Annotated in this window: 18 protein-coding genes; 7 read left to right on the forward strand and 11 right to left on the reverse strand. The window is 61.2% G+C overall.

Annotated elements, in window-relative coordinates:
• Window positions 1-176 precede the first annotated feature (176 nt).
• Together BLL36_RS29490 and BLL36_RS29495 are read right to left on the reverse strand one after the other, a co-directional pair.
• Window positions 177-1,232, reverse strand: a complete 1,056-nt coding sequence (locus BLL36_RS29490) for a permease (protein ID WP_076955108.1) — start codon at window positions 1,230-1,232, stop codon at window positions 177-179.
• Window positions 1,233-1,276: 44 nt separating this feature from the next.
• Window positions 1,277-1,978: a histidine phosphatase family protein gene (locus BLL36_RS29495; protein WP_076955109.1), complete on the reverse strand. Its 702-nt coding sequence runs from the start codon at window positions 1,976-1,978 to the stop codon at window positions 1,277-1,279.
• Between the two features lie 249 nt (window positions 1,979-2,227).
• Here BLL36_RS29495 and BLL36_RS29500 point away from each other — a divergent pair, with 249 nt between their 5' ends.
• From BLL36_RS29500 to BLL36_RS29520, 5 genes are all read left to right on the forward strand, one after another.
• A complete protein-coding gene (locus BLL36_RS29500) occupies window positions 2,228-2,926 on the forward strand; it encodes a glutathione S-transferase N-terminal domain-containing protein (protein WP_076955110.1) in 699 nt (232 codons plus the stop codon).
• Window positions 2,927-2,929: 3 nt separating this feature from the next.
• A complete protein-coding gene (locus BLL36_RS29505) occupies window positions 2,930-3,772 on the forward strand; it encodes a PhzF family phenazine biosynthesis protein (RefSeq protein WP_076955111.1) in 843 nt (280 codons plus the stop codon).
• A 114-nt stretch (window positions 3,773-3,886) separates the two neighbouring features.
• Entirely contained in the window at window positions 3,887-4,861 is a 975-nt protein-coding gene (hemB, locus tag BLL36_RS29510) for a porphobilinogen synthase (RefSeq protein WP_076955112.1), read from the forward strand.
• Window positions 4,862-5,228: 367 nt separating this feature from the next.
• Window positions 5,229-6,314, forward strand: coding sequence for a DUF1615 domain-containing protein (locus tag BLL36_RS29515; protein ID WP_076955113.1), 1,086 nt, complete (start codon window positions 5,229-5,231; stop codon window positions 6,312-6,314).
• A gap of 123 nt (window positions 6,315-6,437) precedes the next feature.
• Window positions 6,438-6,854, forward strand: a complete 417-nt coding sequence (locus tag BLL36_RS29520) for a PaaI family thioesterase (RefSeq protein ID WP_076955114.1) — start codon at window positions 6,438-6,440, stop codon at window positions 6,852-6,854.
• Between the two features lie 196 nt (window positions 6,855-7,050).
• On the opposite strand, the gene BLL36_RS29525 is transcribed toward BLL36_RS29520, so the two are convergent.
• The 3 genes from BLL36_RS29525 to BLL36_RS29535 are packed head-to-tail and all read right to left on the reverse strand — an operon-like array spanning window position 7,051 to window position 9,632.
• Window positions 7,051-8,232 (reverse strand): acetyl-CoA C-acetyltransferase, encoded by a 1,182-nt coding sequence (locus BLL36_RS29525; protein WP_076955115.1) that lies wholly within the window; start codon window positions 8,230-8,232, stop codon window positions 7,051-7,053.
• Window positions 8,233-8,243: 11 nt separating this feature from the next.
• Window positions 8,244-8,903, reverse strand: coding sequence for a CoA transferase subunit B (locus tag BLL36_RS29530; RefSeq protein WP_076955116.1), 660 nt, complete (start codon window positions 8,901-8,903; stop codon window positions 8,244-8,246).
• Between the two features lie 30 nt (window positions 8,904-8,933).
• A complete protein-coding gene (locus BLL36_RS29535) occupies window positions 8,934-9,632 on the reverse strand; it encodes a CoA transferase subunit A (protein WP_076955117.1) in 699 nt (232 codons plus the stop codon).
• A gap of 130 nt (window positions 9,633-9,762) precedes the next feature.
• Here BLL36_RS29535 and BLL36_RS29540 point away from each other — a divergent pair, with 130 nt between their 5' ends.
• Window positions 9,763-10,665, forward strand: a complete 903-nt coding sequence (locus BLL36_RS29540; protein ID WP_076955118.1) for a LysR family transcriptional regulator — start codon at window positions 9,763-9,765, stop codon at window positions 10,663-10,665.
• 60 nt (window positions 10,666-10,725) lie between these two features.
• Here the strand turns inward: BLL36_RS29540 and BLL36_RS29545 are convergent, their stop codons facing one another.
• From BLL36_RS29545 to BLL36_RS29570, 6 genes are all read right to left on the reverse strand, one after another.
• Window positions 10,726-11,055 carry a hypothetical protein gene (locus BLL36_RS29545; RefSeq protein ID WP_076955119.1) on the reverse strand — a complete coding sequence of 110 codons (330 nt, stop codon included), beginning with the start codon at window positions 11,053-11,055 and terminating at the stop codon, window positions 10,726-10,728.
• Window positions 11,056-11,657: 602 nt separating this feature from the next.
• Entirely contained in the window at window positions 11,658-12,503 is an 846-nt protein-coding gene (locus tag BLL36_RS29550) for an NAD-dependent protein deacetylase (RefSeq protein WP_076955120.1), read from the reverse strand.
• A gap of 8 nt (window positions 12,504-12,511) precedes the next feature.
• Entirely contained in the window at window positions 12,512-12,952 is a 441-nt protein-coding gene (locus tag BLL36_RS29555) for a CBS domain-containing protein (protein WP_076955121.1), read from the reverse strand.
• A gap of 131 nt (window positions 12,953-13,083) precedes the next feature.
• Window positions 13,084-15,033, reverse strand: a complete 1,950-nt coding sequence (locus BLL36_RS29560) for a DNA topoisomerase III (RefSeq protein ID WP_076955122.1) — start codon at window positions 15,031-15,033, stop codon at window positions 13,084-13,086.
• A gap of 229 nt (window positions 15,034-15,262) precedes the next feature.
• Window positions 15,263-16,888: an MFS transporter gene (locus tag BLL36_RS29565; protein WP_076955123.1), complete on the reverse strand. Its 1,626-nt coding sequence runs from the start codon at window positions 16,886-16,888 to the stop codon at window positions 15,263-15,265.
• Window positions 16,889-17,004: 116 nt separating this feature from the next.
• Complete coding sequence (locus BLL36_RS29570) at window positions 17,005-18,672, reverse strand: GMC family oxidoreductase (RefSeq protein ID WP_076955124.1); 1,668 nt, start codon at window positions 18,670-18,672, stop codon at window positions 17,005-17,007.
• 130 nt (window positions 18,673-18,802) lie between these two features.
• Here BLL36_RS29570 and BLL36_RS29575 point away from each other — a divergent pair, with 130 nt between their 5' ends.
• On the forward strand, window positions 18,803-19,696 hold the full coding sequence (locus tag BLL36_RS29575; RefSeq protein ID WP_076955125.1) for a LysR family transcriptional regulator: 894 nt from the start codon (window positions 18,803-18,805) through the stop codon (window positions 19,694-19,696).
• Window positions 19,697-19,943: the final 247 nt, after the last annotated feature.

Here is a 19,943-nt window from a genome sequence, read left to right on the forward strand (position 1 = left end):
TGGCGAAGCCGCCCCAATAAATACTCCGCAGAGTTCCAGATAAATCCAAGTCGCCTGGTTTGGGGCCGCTTCGCAGCCCAGCGCGGGACAAGCCCGCTCACTACAGATGCTCGCATGCCTTAAAAAAGTTGTGTAGATACCCATGCTGCGATGAGGCCCTGAGCCTCACCCGAAACCTAAAGGACCACCGCCCCGATCAACCCGCACACCACCCCCACCAACATCGTCAACCCCGCCACCGTCACCAGCACCCGCGCATCAAAGTCCTTGCGCAGCATCAACAGCGACGGCAGGCTCACGCTCGGCAGGGTCATCAGCAGGGCCACCGCCGGGCCGGCGCCCATGCCCAGGGTCATCATGGTTTGTACGATGGGAATCTCCGCCGCCGTAGGAATCACGAACAGCGTGCCGACAATGGCCAGCGGCACCAGCCACACCAGGCTGTTGGTCATGGCGCCATCCACATGGGGGAACAGCCAGACCCGCGCCGCGCCCAGGATCAGCACCGCCAGGATGTAAATCGGGATGGTGCTCCAGAACAGTTGCCACAGGGTGCGCAGCCAGCGGCTCAGGAACGGTTGCGACTCGACGGTGCTGGCCTCGGTGACCGCATCCAGTGCGGCTTCCGGCACCTGGTCGGGGCGCGCGATGCGTTGTGCCACCAGCGACACGCCCACCACCAGCACGATCCCCGCCACCAACCGCAACGCGGTAAAGCCCCAACCCAGCACAAAGCCCATGAACACCAGGGTGGCCGGGTTCAATACCGGGTTGGCGATCCAGAAAGCCAGCGCCGCGCCCACCGACACCTGCTGGCGCCGCATACCCGCCGCCACCGGCGCCGCGCAGCAACTGCACATCATCCCCGGCAAGGCGAACAGCCCGCCGCGCAGGGTCGAGCCCAGCCCGGCACGCCCGAACAGACGCAGCAGCCAGTCACGGGGGATCAGCACCTGCAGCAGCGAACCGAGGATCACCGCCAACACCGCGGCTTTCCAGATCGCCAGGAAATACACCTGCGCATAGGCCAGCGCCGCCGCCAGGGGCGAGCTTTGTTGATCATTGAGGATCGAGGCGCCGATGCTGTGGTTGTCAGCGGCAACAAAGGCCTTGAGGTAGTAGGGCGACCACTTCACATAGTAGAGGCCGACGCAGGCGACCAGCAGGAACAGTGCCGGTTTCCACCAGAAGGACCAGCCCCGGTTGGGCTGGGAGGACATGAGGTCGGGCATGGTGATGATCCGCGAATGAGTCGATAGCGGCGCATCATACGCTGTCAGCTATCTGCACTCACCTGTGTTGGTTCCGGGCAGCTTTCGTCGCCGTCGTTCAAGCCTTGCTTGTAATTGCGGCTGAGCAGTGAGGCCTTGCCGTTGTGCCAGGTCAATGTCAGCACGTACAAGGTGTCGTAGTCGCTGCCGGACCAATCGTCGGTGATGGTGTGCTTTTCGCCAGAGGCTTCGCTGGCCACCTTGTTGATCAACTCCGGCAAGTAGCCGTGGGACCAGGCGGTGTAGATCGTGGCGTTGTGGTACTTGTCTTCCACCAACTCGTCGGCGAGGGCGCTGGTGTCGTTGGCGGAAAACTTGATGTTCACCGGCAGGCCGAGCTTGATGGCGCTGGGGCTGATGGTCATCAGTGGGCGAATGTAGCTGTAGGAATTGTCCAGCTCGCCTTCTTCCACATTACGCGTCGGGTTGGCGGCAAATACGAAATCGGCATTGCCGAATTTTTCCGGCAGCAGGGTGGCCAGGTTCATCGCGCGGTTGAGGCCCTGGCAGTTGAGCTGGCCCAGGCCGCCGGCGGGTTTCTCACCGTGGCGCAGGAATATCAGGGTTTGCACGCCGTCGACTTGTTCGGCGCGGCTGGTGCGCGACTCCAGGGTCAGGCCGATAGCGCCGCCTGCCAGTAGCAGCGGCAACATGATGTATGAATATCGTTTCAGGCGCAGCGCAAGGCTCAGGGGTTTGAGGGTCATTGTTATCGCGTCTTCAGTGCATCGGATTAAGGCGGACAAGCCCGGCCCCAGTGACGCATCCGGCGTCCTGCGGTGTTCCCTGTCGATGTAGCGCGTCGTCTCCATTCACCGTTGAGCGCACTTAAGAGTGCGCGTGGGCCTATTGGTTCGCCCACGCCGGATTTTAGCCGGCGCTTGTTGCGTATTGATGACCCAAGCAGGACGCCCGGCAGATGACTATGATGGGCACTTTCCACCGAGGTCCCTGCGATGAACCCACTTGCCGCGTTCCCGATCAACAGCAAATGGCCCGCCCGGCATCCCGAGCGGTTGCAACTGTACTCGCTGCCGACCCCCAACGGGGTAAAAGTATCGATCATGCTCGAAGAGCTGGGCCTGCCCTACGAAGCACACAAGGTCAGCTTCGAGACCCAGGACCAGTTGTCCGCCGAATTCCTGTCGCTGAACCCCAACAACAAGATCCCCGCGATCATCGACCCCAATGGCCCCGGCGGCCAGCCCCTGGCGTTGTTCGAGTCCGGCGCGATCCTGATCTATCTGGCGGAGAAAACCAGCCAACTGCTGTCCGAAGACCCGGCGAGCCGCTATGAGACGCTTCAGTGGCTGATGTTCCAGATGGGCGGTATCGGGCCGATGTTCGGCCAGTTGGGTTTTTTCAACAAATTCGCCGGCAAGGCCTACGAAGACAAACGCCCCCGTGACCGTTACGCCGCCGAATCCCGACGTCTGCTGGGCGTGCTGGAAAAACGCCTGCTGGGCCGCACCTGGATCATGGGCGACGACTACAGCATCGCCGACATCGCCACCTTTCCATGGATCCGCAACCTGATCGGTTTCTACGAATCCGGTGACCTGGTAGGCATCGCCGACTTCCCCAATGTACTGCGCGCGCTGGACGGTTTCGTCGCACGGCCGGCGGTGATCCGTGGCCTGACGATTCCGAGCTGAAGCATGCCGATTTTCGATTTCAAACAGCTGGACGTATTCAGCAGCGTACCGCTCAAGGGCAACCCGTTGGCGGTGGTGTTCGGCGCCGACAGCCTGACCGACCAGCAGATGGCGGACTTCGCCAACTGGACCAACCTCAGTGAAACCACGTTTTTGCTGACCCCGCGTGATCCCAGGGCTGACTACAGGGTGCGCATTTTCACCACCCTGACGGAACTGCCGTTTGCCGGGCATCCGACGCTGGGCAGTTGCCATGCCTGGCTGCAGGCAGGCGGCATCGCCAAAGGCGAGGAAATTATCCAGGAATGCGAGATTGGCCTGGTGCGTATCCGGCGCCAGGGCGATGAGCTGGCGTTTATCGCGCCGCCGTTGTTGCGCTCAGGCCCGGTCGAAGCGCCTGTGCTGGAACGCGTGCGCCTGGCCTTGGGCCTGGCGCCCGAAGAGATTCTGCGCAGCCAATGGGTCGATAATGGCGCGGGCTGGCTGGCCGTGATGTTGGCCGATCGTCGCCAGGTCCTGTCTTTACAACCCGATTACTCGCAGCTGTTGGGGCTGGCGGTGGGTGTGATTGCCCCCTGCGACCCTGCGCGGGACGACATGGATGCGCAATTTGAAGTCCGTGCCTTCATCGCCGGCGACGGCGCCCAGGAGGACCCGGCCACCGGTAGCCTGAACGCTGGTGTGGCGCAATGGCTGCTGGCCGAAGGCCTGGTGCCGGAGTGCTATGTGGTCAGCCAGGGCACGGTTCTGGGCCGGGCAGGGCGCATCCGGGTCGAACGCCAGGGCGAAGACATCTGGGTGGGCGGCGCGGTGGCGGTGTGCATCGAAGGGCGTCTACGGCTCTAGATCAATGAATTGTTACGGGCCGCGCAATACACTGTTGGGCCCTCCGGGTTTGTGTTGCCGGTGCCTGGGGGCATAAGCTTCGTCCCAAAGTGTTGACCTTTATCCAGGAAAGCCATGACCAGTCAGTTCCCCCAAGCCCGTCCACGCCGCCTGCGCCGCTCCCCGGAGCTGCGTGGCCTGTTCCAGGAAAGCGAGTTCACCCTTAACGACCTGGTGTTGCCGATTTTTGTCGAAGAAGAAATCGATGACTTCGTGCCGATCACCAGCATGCCAGGCGTGCAGCGCATCCCGGAAAAGAAGCTGGCCGCCGAGATCGAGCGTTATGCGCGTGCCGGCATCAAGTCGGTGATGACCTTTGGTGTGTCCCACCACCTGGACGCCAGCGGCAGCGACACCTGGAAAGAACGCGGCCTGGTCTCGCGCATGTCCTCGACCATCAAGGACGCCGTGCCGGAAATGATCGTGATGTCCGATACCTGCTTCTGTGAATACACCGATCATGGCCATTGCGGCGTGATGCACGGCGCCCATGTCGATAACGATGCGACCCTGGTCAACCTCGGCAGGCAAGCCGTGGCCGCCGCCCGCGCCGGTGCCGATGTGATCGCCCCTTCGGCGGCGATGGACGGCCAGGTCCAGGCGATCCGCCGCGCCCTGGATGAGGCGGGGTTCACCCATATCCCGATCATGGCGTACTCCACCAAATTCGCCTCGGCGCTCTACGGCCCGTTCCGCGAAGCCGGCGGCAGCGCGCTCAAGGGCGACCGCAAAAGCTACCAGATGAACCCGATGAACCGCCGCGAAGCCGTGCGCGAATCGCTGCTGGACGAACAGGAAGGCGCGGACGCGCTGATGGTCAAGCCGGCGGGGGCCTACCTCGACATCATCCGCGATATTCGCGAAGCCTCGCGCCTGCCGGTGGCGGCGTATCAGGTCAGCGGTGAGTACGCGATGATCAAGTTCGGCGCCCAGGCCGGGGCGATTGATGAAGACCGTGTGGTGCGCGAAACGTTGGGCTCGATCAAGCGTGCGGGTGCGGACCTGATCTTCACCTACTTTGCGATGGACTTGGCGCTGGCCGGGATCTGACGCGCACCGCAAATCAACTGTGGGAGCTGGCTTGCCTGCGATAGCATCACCTCGGTATCACTGAAAAGACCGAGGTGCCTGTATCGCAGCATAGGTATCTACACAACTTTCAAAGGCAAAAAAATCTCCCTGTAGTGAGCGGGCTTGTCCCGCGCTGGGTGGCGAAGCCGCCCCAAACCAGACGATCTGGTTTCATCTGGAACACTGCGGTGTCCTTATTGGGGCGGCTTCGCCACCCAGCGCGGGACAAGCCCGCTCACTACAATGATATGTAGATACCTATGTGTATCGCAGGCAAGCCAGCTCCCACATTTACCTGCATCGTTTGTGAGGTAGTATTCCAGCTCCGCTGCCCAGGAAGCTTTGCATGTCTTCGTCCCATCTATCCCTTTTACTTTTCTCGTTATTGGTCCTGGCCGGTTGCTCCACAACGCGCAACCCGCAACAGCCGGAGCGCAGCGAGGCCGAGGTGAAGGCGCAGGTCGTGCGCCTGCTGCCGGCCAAGGTGCCGGACCGCAATGGTTGGGCCCAGGACATCTACACCGCCTTCGACACCCAGAAAATCTACCCCAGCACCGAGAATATCTGCGCCGTGCTGGCGGTGACCGAGCAGGAATCCACTTTCCAGGTGGACCCGCCCGTGCCGAACATGGGCAAGATTGCCCAGGACGAGATCCTGCGCCGTGCCGGCAAAATCCACGTGCCGGCGTTTGTTGTGCGCAGCGCACTTCAGTTGCGCTCGCCCACCGGCAAGACATACGCCGACCGCTTGAGTGCAGCACGCACGGAAAGGGACCTGAGCGGCATCTTCGATGACTTCATCAGCATGGTGCCGTTGGGCAACACCCTGTTTGGCGGTTTCAACCCGGTGCATACCGCCGGCCCGATGCAGGTCAGCATCGACTTTGCACAGAAGCAGGCACGGGGTTATCCCTACACGGTTGACGGCACTATTCGTCGCGAAGTATTCACCCGCCGTGGCGGTATGTACTTCGGTATCGCGCATTTGCTCGGCTACCCGGTGAACTACGATCAACCGCTGTATCGCTTCGCCGACTTCAATGCCGGGTGGTACGCCAGCCGCAATGCCGCATTCCAGGCCGCCGTCAGCCGCGCATCGGGCACCGAGCTGGCGCTGGATGGGGATTTGATCCGCTACGGTTCATTGCTGCCCGGCACCACTGAACTGGCGGTGCGTTCCCTCGGACCGAAGCTGGATATGCGCAACCCGAGTATCCGCAGCCAATTGGAGCAGGGCGAGCAACCGGATTTTGAAGAGACTACCCTCTACAAGCGTGTATTTGCACTCGCCGACAAAGCTGCCGGCAAGCCGATGCCGCGGGCGATCCTGCCGGGCATCGTGCTCAAGAGCCCCAAGATCACCCGCAACCTCACCACGGCGTGGTTTGCCAAGCGCGTGGATGAACGGTATCAGCGCTGTATGAAGCGCTGAGTGGGTAAAGCGGTTCTAGAGGATTACTGCAGGGCATTGCGAGGGATTTGCGTGGTTGATGGTGATGGCTGCAGCCTGGGGGCTGGAGTACACCTCGATTCCGATTCCAAGGAAGAACTCGCCATGATCGCCCACGCCGTTCCCGAAGGTTTTGTCTCATTGCCCCGCAGCAGTCCCCTGCTTGATCTGCTGGGCCCGGCGTATTGCCGGGGCGAAGGCCTGCATCTGGAAATTGGCCTGCGCGCCGACAATCGCCATGCCAACGGCCGCGGTACGGTGCACGGCGGCGTATTGGCGACCCTGGCGGATGTCGGCATGGGCTACGCGATGGCGTTTTCCAGTGAGCCGCCGTTACCGTTGATTACCGCAAGCATGACCTTGGATTACCTGGGGGCAGTGCAGGTCGGGGAATGGATTGTAGTGCGGCTGGAACATCACAAGCGCGGGCGGCAGATGGCGTTTGCCACGGTGAGTGTGCAAGTGGGGGATAAGGTGGTGGTGCGGGCGAGTGCGGTGTTTGCCGTGCCGCGTGCTGACTGACGATTGGGGTCTGAGGTGGGAGCTGGCTTGCCTGCGATGGTGGTGGGTCAGCTTAAGCATTTGGTACAGGTATATCGCCATCGCAGGCAAGCCAGCTCCCACATTTGGGTTGCGTTTTTAAGGAATACCGCGCAAAGAAAAGGCCTGGTTTTCGTGGAACCAGGCCCTTTCCATATTGCTCGTTATCGCTCCACAGTCAGCTGCGTTCGAGGGCGAGGGCTACGCCTTGGCCGCCGCCGATGCACAGTGTGGCCAGGCCTTTCCTGGCGTCGCGCCTGATCATTTCATGCAGCAGGGTCACCAGCACGCGGCAGCCTGAAGCGCCGATGGGGTGGCCAATGGCGATGGCGCCGCCGTTGACGTTGACCTTCTCGGCGTCCCATTCCAGCTCTTTGCCCACCGCCAGGGATTGCGCGGCGAAAGCTTCGTTGGCTTCGATCAGGTCCAGGTCACCCAGGCTCCAACCGGCTTTGTCCAGGCAGCGGCGGGTGGCCGAGACCGGGCCGATGCCCATGATGGCTGGGTCGACGCCGGCATTGGCGTAACTGGCGATGCGTGCCAGAACAGGCAGGCCCAGGGCCTTGGCTTTGTCGGCGCTCATCAACAGCACCGCAGCGGCACCGTCATTGAGGCTCGAAGCGTTGCCCGCGGTCACGCTGCCGTCTTTCTTGAACGCCGGTTTGAGCTTGGCCAGGGATTCGGCGGTGGTGCCGGCGCGCGGCTGCTCATCCACGGCGAAGGCCACCGGGTCGCCTTTGCGCTGGGGAATCAGGATTGGCGTAATCTCGTCGACGAAACGGCCCGCTTCGATAGCGGCGATCGCTTTCTGCTGGGAGGCCGCGGCGAATGCGTCCTGCGCTTCACGGCTGATGCCGTACTTGTCCACCAGGTTCTCGGCGGTGATCCCCATGTGGTAATCGTTGAACGCGTCCCACAGGCCGTCGGTGATCATGCTGTCGATCATCTTGGCGTGGCCCATGCGCAAACCGGTGCGCGCGGCGGGTAATACGTAGGGGGCCAGGCTCATGTTTTCCATGCCGCCGGCGATGACTACCTCGGCATCGCCGCAACGAATGGCCTGGGCGCCCAGGTGCAGCGCCTTGAGGCCCGAGCCGCAGACCTTGTTCAAGGTCAGGCTGGGCACCGCGTGGGGCAGGCCGGCCAGGATGGAGGCCTGGCGCGCCGGGTTCTGGCCGCTGCCGGCGGTAAGTACCTGACCGAGGATCACTTCATCGACCTGGGCCGGGTCCAGGCCGGTCTGTTCCAAGAGGCGACGGATCACGGCGGCGCCCAGTTCCGGCGCCGGAATATTCGCCAGCGAACCCTGGAAGCTGCCCACGGCGGTGCGGGTGGCAGCGACAATCACGACGTCTTGCATGAATTCTGTCCTCACTCGAAGTGCATTTCTGGAACGTGGTCCGGGACGATCAGTTTACCGGCGGTCTTGCTCACAATCTCTTCAACGCTAACGCCAGGTGCGCGTTCCTTGAGGACAAAAGCGCCATTTTCGATTTCCAGGTACGCCAGGTCCGTCAGCACACGCTTGATGCAGTTCGCGCCGGTCAATGGCAGGCTGCATTGGCTGAGCAGCTTGGACTCACCGTCCTTGGACGCATGGGTCATGATCACGATGATGTTTTCCGCACCGGCCACCAGGTCCATGGCGCCGCCCATGCCTTTGACCAGTTTGCCGGGGATCATCCACGAAGCGATGTTGCCGTGTACGTCCACTTCAAACGCGCCCAGCACGGTAAGGTCGACGTGGCCGCCGCGAATCATCGCGAAGGACTCGGCGGAAGAGAAGATCGAGGCGCCGATCCGTGCGGTGACGGTTTGCTTGCCGGCGTTGATCATGTCGGCATCGATGGTGTCTTCGGTCGGAAAAGGTCCCATGCCGAGCAGGCCGTTTTCCGATTGCAGCATGACTTCCATGCCTTCGGGAATGTAGTTGGCCACCAAGGTCGGAATGCCGATGCCGAGGTTGACGTAGAAACCGTCCTGCATTTCGCGGGCGACGCGCTGTGCCATTTGTTCGCGGGTAAGAGCCATTGTGCTGTTCCTCTTATTATGTGCGCTGGATTATTTGCGGACGGTGCGCTGTTCGATGCGCTTCTCGAAGGTGCCGCAGATGATCCGGTCGACGTAGATGCCAGGGGTGTGGATCTGCGCCGGGTCGAGCTCGCCCGGTTCGACGATTTCCTCGACTTCGACCACGGTGATCTTGCCGGCGGTGGCGGCCAGCGGGTTGAAGTTCTGGGCGGTGTGACGGTAGATGACGTTGCCGAAGTGATCGGCTTTCCAGCCTTTGACGATGGCGAAGTCGCCGGTGATCGACTCTTCCATCAAATAGGGGCGACCGTTGAATTCGCGGGTTTCCTTGCCTTCGGCAACCGGAGTGCCGACGCCGGTGGCGGTAAAGAACGCCGGGATGCCGGCGCCGCCTGCGCGCATTTTTTCAGCCAGGGTGCCTTGAGGCGTCAGCACCACTTCGATCTCGCCGCTGAGCAATTGCTTCTCGAACAGGGCATTTTCACCCACGTAGGAAGCGATGACCTTGCGGATCTGCTTTTCTTCCAGCAGCACGCCCAGGCCGAAACCATCAACGCCGCAGTTGTTGGAAACCACCGTCAGGTCGCGGGTGCCTTTGCGCTTGATCTCGTTGATCAGGTTTTCCGGAATGCCGCACAGGCCAAAACCGCCCGCGAGCACGGTCATACCATCTTCCAGGCCTGCCAGGGCTTCTTCATAGGACGCCACGCGTTTATCGAAACCTGCCATATGCACCTCTTTTATTGTTTGTCGGCCAGCAATGAACCGAGTGTTGCTCCGACGGATTTATTTGTTAAGTTGTTTTTTAAGGTTGATTGATTTAAAAAACAGCATAGTTGACCCGCGCCGGAGCACCGCCATGACCGTCAAACAAATGCGCGCCTTTCTCGCAGTGGCCCAGAGCCTGAGTTTTGCCGCCGCGTGCGAGCGCCTGCACCTTTCCCAATCGGCGCTGAGCCTGACGATCAAGGGCCTGGAAGAGGGGCTGGGCGGGCGCCTGTTCAGCCGTAATACACGAAACGTAGCGCTGACCCCTGAAGGAGAATCCCTGCTGCCCCTGGCACGCCGCCTGATTGCCGACTGGGACAACGCCGAAGACGAGTTGCGCCAGCGCTTCACCCTGCAACGCGGGCGCGTCACCGTCGCTGCGATGCCGTCATTTGCAGGCAACTTGCTGCCGCCGATCCTGAAGATATTCCGTGCGCGTTACCCGCAGGTGAATGTCACCGTGCACGACTTGATCAATGAGCAAGTACTGGAAATGGTGCGCGATCGGCAGGTGGAGCTGGGCGTGGCGTTCGAGCCCTCTGAAGGTTCATCGCTGGCGTTTACCCCGCTGTACCTGGACCGCTTTATTGCGGTCGTTCCGGGGGACTCGCCCCTGGCGCACTGTGCCGAGGTCGATTGGAAAACCTTGCTGGAACAACCGTTCATCACCTTGCAGCGGCCGTCCACGGTGCGGGTCATGTTGGAGGAACACTTGGGTGCCTTGCAGATGAAGCTGCCGGTGGCCCTGGAAAGCCATCAACTGGCAACGGTCGGAAAGATGGTTGCCTGCGGCCTTGGTGTCAGCGCCGTACCTGCGTTGTGCGCGCGACAGATGGAAGAGGCGGGTGCCCATTGCATCACCCTGAACGGTCCGGTGATCCAGCGGCCGATTGGTGTGCTGACCAAGCCGGGGCACGAATTGTCGGCGGCAGCGCAGGCGTTGTTTGATATCTTCCAGGATGAAGCGGCACAGGGCCGGTTTCCAACTTTTTAAGCTCGCCAAAAAAGTGTGGGAGCTGGCAAGCCAGCTCCCACATTTATTGTCGTGTATTGCTTAGTAGTAGCGGTCGATCACTTTAACTTGCGAGCTGTCCTTAAAAGATGCCCAGGCATTGTTAAGTGTGTCGAAGACATGTTCGATGAAGTTACGATCGGCAGCCGCCTTCTTGCCGACATAACCCTGGCCTCGGCGGTACATCTTCAGGCGCGCCGCCAGCTCACGGTTATTACGGTCAAATTCGGCTTCTTCGGTGTGGGGCGCCAGGCAGTCAAGTTGGACTTCGCCCGATTTGCCAATCCACAGGATATGGTCGTCGAGTGTGTCTTTCTGCGCTGCGAACATCTCAGCCAATTCATCGATAGTTGGTTGGTTGTTCAGATTCATGTGTAAGCCCCTTGACCAGTTGGCGATCTATCAATTGATTCGTTAAAACTGCTTAGATGTCTCCGGTTCCGAAAACCGGGCGTCAGCGACGGTCTGCCGAATACGGGCAGGGTCTTGAACCTGATGCATGTAGTCTTGCTGATGAACTGCTACGCAATGCTTTCATAACGAAGACAAGCAGCATTCGAGCTCCTTGTACCGATCCATTCAGGACGGTCAGCTTCATCAATCCGCCTTGTGGGCAGTGCACATCCGGAAAAAACAGCTCGGCGGTCAGACGAGCTCTTTCAAAACGCTTGTTGCCTACGCTCCCGATCCGGGAGACGTCTAGATCATGCAAGGACTAAAACGTTACGTCAACAATTATGTAGTGATTATTTTTGTTCACTACATAATTTTACGTGAGGACGCGAACATGCGTAAAAACGTGACTTGGGCGTCATTTTTTGCGCGGTGGGTCGCAGGATTCGGCGGCCAATTCAGCACAAGACTCTGTGGGAGCTGGCTTGCCTGCGATAGCGGTGTGTCAGCCAAGCATTCGCCAACTGATTCAACGCTATCGCAGGCAAGCCAGCTCCCACACTGATTTGTGGGGGTTCTTTCTATTCGAATCGGGCAGCAAGCAGCGGCAACAGCTGCTCGCAGGAGGCCTCGATCTTCACCTGCAACAACTCATCCCCGCGGGTCTTGCCCAGGTTGATGGCCATCACCGGCTTGCCTTGCTCGACCATCGCCTTGCACAAGCGAAACGCCGAATAAGCCATCAGCGACGAGCCCACCACCAACAAGCCCTGCGCATTTTCCACCGCCGCCATCGCCCGGGCCGCTGTCGCGGGCGCTACGTTCTCACCAAAAAACACCACATCCGGCTTCAGGCGTTCGCCATCGCAATGGGGGCAGCGGGGCACCCGGAAGTCTTCCTCAAAGGCGGGATCGAGCAAGGTGTCGCCGTCCGGCGCCTGCACCGCCTGGACTTGCACCATGTGAGGGTTGTCGATTTCCAGCTGTCGCTGGACTGCATCGCGCGCGCTGCGCGACTGGCAATCCAGGCACAGCACCCGGTGCAGGCTGCCGTGCAGTTCGATCACGTCATGGCTACCGGCTTGATCATGCAGGGTGTCGACGTTCTGCGTGATCAAAGCGCTGATACGCTCGCGTTGCTGCAACGTCGCCAGCGCCAGGTGTGCCTGGTTCGGCTGCGCAACGCGGACCCTCGGCCACCCCAGCATCGCCCGCGCCCAATAACGGCGCCGCGCCTGCGCAGTGGCAAGGAACTCCTGGTACATCATCGGCGCCTTGCCGCGACGCACGCCTTCGCTGTCACGGTAATCGGGAATGCCCGACGACGTGCTGATTCCAGCTCCGGTCAGCACTAGAAAGCGCCGTTCGGCCATGGCCCGATGCAGCGTGTCGAGGTGTTGCTCCTGATGTTCCAGCGTGTCGAGCATGGTTTCCCCTATTCGCCGCGAATGTACTGCTCCAGCTGTTTGATCAGGTCAGCCTGTTCGGCAATGGCCTCCTTGACCAGGTCACCGATGGACAGCAGGCCAAGCAGCTTGCCGTCTTCGACCACCGGCAGATGGCGCAAGTGACTGTCGGTCATGATGTTCATGCATTCATCGACAGTTTTACGGGTATCAACAGTGATCACTGGAGAACTCATCACGTCATCGACCCGCGTGGTCACCGACGACAACCCCTTGAGGATGAGTTTACGTGCGTAATCACGTTCGCTGATGATCCCGACCACCACGCCGTCCTTGACGACCGGCAATGCCCCGACGTTTTTCTCCGACATCCGGACCAGCGCTTCAAACACGGTGTGGTCCCATTGGATGGTGTGGACGTCCTGGTTTTTCTGGTCCTTGGCTTTGAGTACTTGTGCAACGGTTTTCATGTCGGCCACTCCGGTGTTGTTGTTAGAAGCTCAGCAGGTCCCTACAGAATCCTAGACGGCCCACGCTGCGGCAAGGTCCAAAGCGGCGTTAAACCCGTCGAAAAACGTCATTCGACGTATTTTTTCGGTGTTTACCCGGCATTTGACGGTTTTTTCGCGCGCTTGGGGCCGGCGGCGGTCTTGCGTGGCGCACTTTTGCGCTTCTTTTTCCACGGTGTGGCGCCTCGACCCGCCGGGCTGGCCGGACCGGTGATGGTCATGCGCATGCCGTTGCAGCGGGCCACTTGCTTGCTCATCCAGGCCGCCTGCTTGGCGACGAACTCTTCCAGGCTCATCTCACCGCTTTGCACCATGTCCAGCGCCTGTTCCCAAATGGCGGTGGTGCCAGGGTCTGCAATGGCCCGTGGCACCGCATCGATCAGGCTGAACGCCGCCGGCGTGGCGGACAGGGCCTTGCCGTTCTTCACCAGGTAACCCCGGTCGAGCAGGCCCTGGATAATCCCGGCGCGGGTGGCCTCGGTGCCGATGCCAGTGGTGTCCTTGAGTTTCTGTTTGAGCAGCGGGTCTTGCACCAGCTTGGCGACGTTTTTCATCGCTTTTATGAGGTCGCCTTCGGTAAAGGGCTTGGGGGGCTGAGTCCACAGGTCCTTGAGGTTGACCTTGGCCACCGCATAATCCTGGCCCTGCACCAGCATCGGCAGGGCCTGCGGTGCCGGTGCTTCACGGCCCTTGATGGGCGCCAGAGCCTCGGGCAAGGCGCGCTTCCAGCCCGGTTCGATCACCAATTTACCCACCGCGCGCAAGGCTTGGCCCGCGCAATCGAAATCCGCCTGGGTGCGGTCGTATTCATGGTTGGGCAGGAACTGCGCCAGATAGCGCGCGCGAATCAACGTGTAGACCGCGCGGTGTTTGCCGGTGAGTTGGCCGACGTCTTTGCCGGCCCCGGTGGGGATGATGCCGTGGTGAGCGCTGACCTTGGCGTCGTTCCACGCCCGGGAGCGGCGCTGGGGATCGATATACGGCATCAGGTCGGCAACCGCCGTATCTGCGCGGCCCAGCGCGGCGAGAATCTTCGGCGCCTCGGTGTGCTGGCTCACGGGCAAGTAGCCGCAGTCACTGCGCGGGTAGGTGATGACCTTGTGGGTTTCGTAGAGGGATTGGGCAATGTCGAGGGTTTCCTGGGCCCCGAGGCCGAGTTTCCTGGAGCAGATTTCCTGCAGCGTGCCCAAGTCGAAGGGCAGGGGGGCCACTTCGCGCATGCGCTCGGTTCGCAACTTCACCAACTGTGCGGTGGCGGCGTTTTCCATGGCCATAGCGGCGTCCCGCGCCAGTTGCGGGTTGAGACAACGACCCTGGTCATCACAGGCGTCTTCTGCCGCACGCCATTGAGCGGTAAAAGTCATGCGTTCGTGGCGCAGGTCGACATCGATGGCCCAGTAAGCCACCGGCACAAAATCGGCGATGCTGCGGTCGCGGTCCACCACCAGCCGCAAGGTTGGCGTTTGGACGCGGCCCACCGGCAGCACGCCTTGATAGCCGGATTGACGCCCGAGCAGGGTAAACAGGCGGCTCATGTTCATGCCGATCAGCCAGTCGGCGCGGGAGCGGCCCAGCGCCGAGTGATACAGGCTGAAGGTCTCGGCCCCTGGCTTGAGCGCCGCCAAGGCCTTGCGAATCGAGGCATCGTCCAGTGCCGACAGCCACAGCCGCTGGATCGGCCCTCGGTAGCGGCAATGCTCCACCAGCTCGCGGGCGATCATCTCGCCTTCACGGTCGGCGTCGGTGGCGATCACCAGCTCCTGGGCTTCCCCCAGCAGTCGCTTGACCGCCTTGAACTGGCTGGCGGTCTTGGGTTTGACCAGCATCTTCCACTTGTCCGGGACGATCGGCAGGTCGGCCAGCACCCAGCGTTTGTACTTGGCGTCGTAGGCATCCGGCGGAGCGGTTTCCAGCAGGTGGCCGATGCACCAGGTGACTGTGACGCCATTGCCCAGCCAGCAGCCATCGCCCCGGCGGCTGGCGCCGAGCACGGCCGCGATATCCTTGGCCTGGGAGGGTTTTTCACAGAGGTACAGCCGCATGGTCGTCACATCAGATCGGGGTTGATGCTGTGCAGAATGCTTAGTAAGAGACGTTTGGGCAACTATTATCTGTATGGATGTACAGCAATTTGTGTGAGCACCGCAAAAACAAAATGTGGGAGCGGGCTTGCCCGCGATAGCGGTGGTTCAGTCGATGTTGTAATGACTGACCCATCGCTATCGCGGGCAAGCCCGCTCCCACAGGGGACTTCCAATATTCCAGGAAGGATCAGTTGTTATCGATATCCACATGCCGCGTTTCTTTGAGGCAAATCATCCCCACCACCAGGCTTACTCCGGTCACCACCACCGGGTACCACAGACCGTAGAAGATATCGCCGGTGTACACCACCAAAGCAAAGGACACGGTCGGCAGGAACCCGCCGAACCAGCCGTTACCGATGTGGTAGGGCAAGGACATCGAGGTGTAGCGGATACGCGTCGGGAACAGCTCCACCATCAGCGCGGCCAGCGGGCCGTAGCACATGGCGGCTATCAGGATCAGCGCCACGATCAGTACCACCACCATGACCTTGTTGACCTGGGCCGCATTCGCCGAAGAAGGGTAACCGGCCAGGGTCACTGCGCCGCGCAGGGCCGCTTCGTCAAAGCCGTCGATACGCACTTCACCCACGCTGACCTGCACCGGGCTGCCGGCAGGTGCGGCGGCGCTGCTGTAGGGCAGGCCTTGCTTGACCAGGAAGGTCTTGACCTTGTCGCAGGGGCTGTCAAAACGCGCCTTGCCCACCGGGTCGAACTGGAAGGTGCAGGTAGCCGGGTCGGCGAGTACCGTAATCGGTGCCTGGCGGCTGGCCTGGTCCATGGCCGGGTTGGTGTAGTGCGCCAGGCTCTTGAAGATCGGGAAGTACAGCACGGTCGCCAGCAGCAGGCCGAGCATCAACACCGGCTTGCGTCCCACCTTGTCCGACAGCCAACCAAAGAAAATGAAGAACGGCGCGCCAATCACCACGCTGATGATCAGCAACACGTTGGCCAGGGCCGGGTCCATCTTCAGGAACTGGGTGAGGAAGAACAGCACATAGAACTGCGCCGCATAGAAAGTCACCGCTTGCCCGCCGTTGATGCTGAACAGCGCGATCAACACGACCTTGAGGTTTTCCCACTTACCAAAGGAATCGCGGATCGGTGCTTTGCTCGCTTTGCCTTCCTCTTTCATCTTCAGGAAGGCGGGCGACTCGTGCAGGCTCAGGCGTATCCAGGTGGAAATGCCCAGCAGCACGATGGAAAACAGGAACGGAATGCGCCAGCCCCACACCTCGAACTGATCACCGGTAAAGTAACGGCAGGCCAGCACCACCAGCAACGACAACAGCAGGCCGAGGGTCGCGGTGGATTGAATCCAGCTTGTATGCAGGCCGCGCTTGCCGGCCGGCGCATGCTCGGCCACATAGGTGGCCGCGCCGCCGTATTCGCCGCCCAGCGCAAGACCTTGCAGCATGCGCAGCACGATCAGGATGATCGGCGCCGCAATGCCGATACTGGCATAGGTCGGCAACAGCCCGACGCAGAAGGTCGCAACGCCCATCAGAATGATGGTGACCAGGAAGGTGTATTTACGCCCGATCATGTCGCCCAATCGGCCAAACACCAACGCCCCGAATGGCCGCACCACAAAGCCGGCCGCAAAGGCCATCAGCGCGAAGATGAACGCCGTGGTGTCGTTGACGCCGGCAAAGAACTGCTTGCTGATCACCGCCGCCAGCGCGCCGTAGAGAAAAAAGTCATACCACTCGAACACCGTCCCGAGGGACGAGGCGAAGATGACTTTCTTTGAGTCGTTGCGGATGCTGGCGGTGTTGACCGTCGAGCCCAAGGGTTGAGCATGTTCTGACATCGGGTAGCCCTCACAGTGATTATTTATTGTTGTTCCACTGTCGGCGCCAACCGTGGCGCCGCTATTTCTACATCGCCTTCTGTAGGAGCGAGCTTGCTCGCGAAAATCATCAACGATTACGCGGGAAACCTGAGTGAATGCGCTGCCTTTGCGTTTTTCGCGAGCAAGCTCGCTCCTACAGTAGGCGGCGAAAGGATCAGCTGCGCGGCCTTTTCCGCGATCATCAGCGTTGGTGAACAGGTGTTGCCGGAGGTGATGCGCGGCATGATCGACGCATCGGCAATGCGCAATCCAGGCACGCCATGCACGCGCAGTTGGGCGTCGACCACCGCGTCTTTGTCACTGCCCATGCGGCAGGTGCCGACCGGATGGAAGATCGTCGTACCGATGCGTGCGGCGGCTTCATGCAGTTCGTCTTCGGTCTGCAGCGCATCGCCCGGCAGATATTCCACGGGTTTGAACTGGCTCAGGGCCGGCGCGGCGACGATGCGGCGCGTCAGGCGGATCGCATCGGCGGCCACCCGCAGATCTTCCGGATGGCTGAGGTAGTTCGGGCGGATCAGCGGCGCATCCGCCGGGTTGGCCGAGCGAATGTCGATACGCCCGCGGCTTTGCGGGCGCAGGTCGCAGACCGAGGCGGTAAACGCCGGGAACGCGTGCAGCGGTTCGCCAAAACGCTCGAGCGACAGCGGCTGTACATGGTATTCAAGGTTGGCCGAAGTCTGTTCCGGACCCGAACGGGCAAACGCGCCGAGCTGGCTGGGCGCCATCGACAGCGGGCCGCTGCGGTCATACAGGTAGCGCAGGCCCATGCCCATCTTGCCCCACAGGGTGCCGGCGATCTGGTTGAGGGTGCGCGCGTTTTCCAGCTTGTAGATCAGGCGCAGTTGCAGGTGGTCCTGCAGGTTGCCGCCGACGCCTGGCAGTTCATGCAGTACGTCGATGCCCAAGGGTTTGAGCACGCTGGAAGGGCCGATGCCCGAGCGCTGCAAAATGCCCGGCGAACCCACGGCGCCGGCGCACAGCACGATTTCCTTGCGAGCCTTCCAGCTCAGTTGCTGGCCATGCTGGTGCCCGATCACTTGCGAGGCGCGGCCGTTTTCCAGCAGCACGCGGTCCACTTCGACTTCGGTCAGCACCGTGAGATTGGCACGCTGACGCACCGGTTTGAGAAACGCCTTGGCCGCATTCCAGCGCACGCCGGCCTTCTGGTTGACCTGAAAGTAGCCGCAACCTTCGTTGTCGCCCCGGTTGAAATCGTTGATGGAGGCGATGCCGCTCTGCGCTGCAGCATCGCGGAACGCATCGAGGATCGGCCAGTGCAGGCGTTGTTGCTCGACCCGCCATTCGCCGCCGTCGCTATGGAATTCAGAGCCGCCGGCAAAATGGTTTTCGCTGTGCTTGAACAGCGGTAGCACGTCTTTCCACGCCCAGCCGGGGTTGCCTTCGGCCGCCCAGCCGTCGTAGTCCTGGGCCTGGCCGCGCATGTAGATCATGCCGTTGATGGACGAGCAGCCGCCCAGCACCTTGCCTCGCGGATAACTCAGCGCACGGCCTTGCAGGCCTTCCTGGGCTTCGGTCTTGAAGCACCAGTCGGTGCGCGGGTTTCCGATGCAGAACAGGTAGCCGACGGGGATATGGATCCAGGGGTAATTGTCGCGGCCGCCGGCTTCGAGCAGCAGCACGCGGTGAGCGGGGTCGGCGGACAGTCGATTGGCCAGCAGGCAGCCCGCGGGGCCGGCGCCTACCACGATGTAATCGTATTCAGCAGTTGCAATGGGCATCTGAGGGGCTCGCTTGTTTTTCTTATTGGCTCCATCCTAGTTGTTAGTTTTCGTCTTAAAAATGTTAGTTTTTACCCAGCTGCTGTGCGTTTTTAAACAGCGCGGGACCAGGCCATGCAAGGGAGGCATCATGTTCGACTGGAACGACCTGCGGTATTTTCTCGAGTTGCAGCGCAGTGGCCGCCTGCTCACCGCCGCGCAACGCCTGAAAACCACCCACGCCACCGTGGCCCGGCATATCGAGGCCATCGAGAAAAGCCTCGGCACCGCACTGTTCGTCCAGCATGCCCAGGGCTATGAACTGACCCCGGCCGGCGAAGCCCTGCTCAAGCACGCCGAAGCCATGGAAAACGTCGCTTTGCTGGCCGAAGACGAACTGACCCACAGCGCCGCACCCTTGGGCAAGATTCGCCTGGGCGTGGCCGAAGGGCTGGGCGTGATGTTCCTGGCCGGGCGCATGGGCGGGCTGTTCGAACGCTACCCCGGGCTGGAAGTGGAACTGGTGGCCGTGCCGCGCTTTGTCAGCATCCTCAACCGCGAAGCGGAAATCAGCATCCACCTCGAACGGCCAAGCGTCGATCAATTGGTCACGCGCAAGCTCACCGACTACCGCCTGGCCCTCTACGCCAGCCGGGCTTACCTGGATCGCCACCCACCGATTGAAAAACGCGAAGACCTCGCCGCGCATGCATGGATCGATTACGTGGACGACCTGCTGTTCAGCCAAGAGCTCAAATTCCTCAGCAGCTTTTGCCGCAACCCCAAGGTGGTGTTCCACAGCACCAGCGTGATCGCCCAGCACCAGGCGGCACGCTCCGGGTTGGGCATTGCGGTGCTGCCATGCTTCATGGCGGCAGGCGATCCCGCCCTGGTGCCGTTGTTGCCGGAGGAGGGGATTGAGCGCAGCTACTGGATCAGCTCGCGCCGGGAGCTGCACAAGTCGGTGCGGTTGCGGGTGTTGTGGGATTACGTGGTGGAACTGTGCGCGCGGGAGCAAAACGTGCTGCTCGGTGAGCGTCACTGATTGAACCCGAATTAAAACTGTGGGAGCTGGCTTGCCTGCGATAGCCATGGGTATCTACACAACTTTCAACGGTGTGTGGCGAGGAGCTTGCTTGGCGGCCTTCGGGCTGACCGTTTTTTTGGGTTTGACCGAGTACATATCCGTTGCTGCGGTAACGGCGGCTTAGGGTTCCGCCCTTACGGCGGGTCACTTTTTGAAGAGCGCAAAAAGTAACCAAAAACGCTTCGCCCCACCACTCGGTGCCTGG

Source organism: Pseudomonas cedrina subsp. cedrina, assembly GCF_001983175.1.
GTDB classification, from domain to species: Bacteria; Pseudomonadota; Gammaproteobacteria; order Pseudomonadales; family Pseudomonadaceae; genus Aquipseudomonas; species Aquipseudomonas cedrina.